Raw genomic sequence first — 1,541 nt, 5'->3', positions numbered from 1 at the left:
GGCCCCTCCGGGCGTCTGGAGCGCACCCCGGCCGCCGGAGCCTCCCGTCCACGGACCGGCGGCCGTCGAGGCGCCGCGCCCCCGGCGGTTAGGCTGCATCCCGTGAAGGTCCTCGTCATCGGCGGCGGCGCCCGCGAACACGCCCTGTGCCGCTCTCTTTCCCTCGACCCCGAGGTCACCGCTCTGTACTGCGCTCCCGGCAATGCCGGTATCGCGGAGGTGGCCGAACTGCGCCCGGTCGACGCGCTCGACGGCGACGCCGTCGCGCGCCTCGCCACCGAACTGGGTGCCGGGCTGGTGGTCGTCGGCCCGGAGGCGCCGCTTGTCGCCGGGGTCGCCGACGCCGTGCGCGCCGCCGGCATCCCCTGCTTCGGCCCGTCCGGTGAGGCGGCGCAGCTCGAAGGGTCCAAGGCGTTCGCCAAGGACGTGATGGCCGGGGCCGGCGTCCCGACCGCGCGGAGCTACGTCTGCACCACCGCCGACGAGATCGACCACGCGCTCGACGCCTTCGGTGCCCCGTACGTCGTCAAGGACGACGGCCTCGCCGCCGGCAAGGGCGTCGTCGTGACCGACGACGTCGAGGCCGCCCGTGCCCATGCGCTCGCCTGCGACCGGGTCGTCATCGAGGAGTTCCTCGACGGTCCCGAGGTGAGCCTCTTCGCGATCACCGACGGCACCACCGTGGTGCCGCTCCAGCCCGCCCAGGACTTCAAGCGCGCCCTCGACGGCGACGAGGGCCCGAACACCGGCGGCATGGGTGCCTACTCCCCGCTGCCGTGGGCGGACCCGAAGCTGGTCGACGAGGTCCTGGAGACGGTTCTCCAGCCCACCGTCGACGAGCTGCGCCGACGCGGTACGCCGTTCTCCGGCCTCCTCTACGCGGGCCTCGCGCTGACCTCGCGCGGCGTGCGTGTCATCGAGTTCAACGCGCGCTTCGGCGACCCCGAGACCCAGGTGGTCCTGGCCCGTCTGAAGACTCCGCTCGCGGGTCTGCTGCTCGCCTCGGCGAACGGCACGCTGGACGAGGTGCCGCCGCTGAACTGGCGCGAGGACGCCGCCGTCACGGTGGTCATCGCCTCGTACAACTATCCGGACACCCCCCGCACCGGCGACCCGATCGACGGTCTCGCCGACGTGGCGGCCCAGGACGCCCCGCACGCGTACGTCCTGCACGCCGGGACCAAGGCGGACGGCCGTACGGTCCTGAGCGCGGGCGGCCGGGTCCTGTCGGTGACGGCGACCGGCCCGGACCTCGGCAAAGCCCGCGAGCGTGCCTACACGGCCCTCGGCCGCATCCGGCTCGACGGCTCCCAGCACCGTACGGACATCGCACGGAAGGCCGCGGAGGACGCCGGGGCCTGATCCCCGCCTTTCCCCGCATGGTCCCGTGCGGAGCAGGCCGCATGGTCCCGTCCGGACCAGGTCCTCCGGGCCTCGTACGGACCAGGTTCTCCGGGCCTCGTACGGACCAGGTTCTCCGGGCCTCGTACGGACCAGGTCCTCCGGGCCTGTGGGGACCAGGTCCAACCCGCCCGACCCGG

At 73.9% G+C, this 1,541-nt stretch carries 1 protein-coding gene; it reads left to right on the top strand.

Features of this window, described 5'->3' with window-relative positions:
* Positions 1–102: 102 nt before the first annotated feature.
* Positions 103–1,362: a phosphoribosylamine--glycine ligase gene (purD, locus tag ACFWEP_RS34600; protein ID WP_387376264.1), complete on the top strand. Its 1,260-nt coding sequence runs from the start codon at positions 103–105 to the stop codon at positions 1,360–1,362.
* Positions 1,363–1,541 lie beyond the last annotated feature (179 nt).

Origin of the sequence: Streptomyces sp. NPDC060198 (genome assembly GCF_042728415.1) — a bacterium.
Lineage (GTDB): Bacteria > Actinomycetota > Actinomycetes > Streptomycetales > Streptomycetaceae > Streptomyces.
Note: the sequence above shows the minus strand (reverse complement) of the source record. Positions and strands in the feature narration are given on the sequence as shown.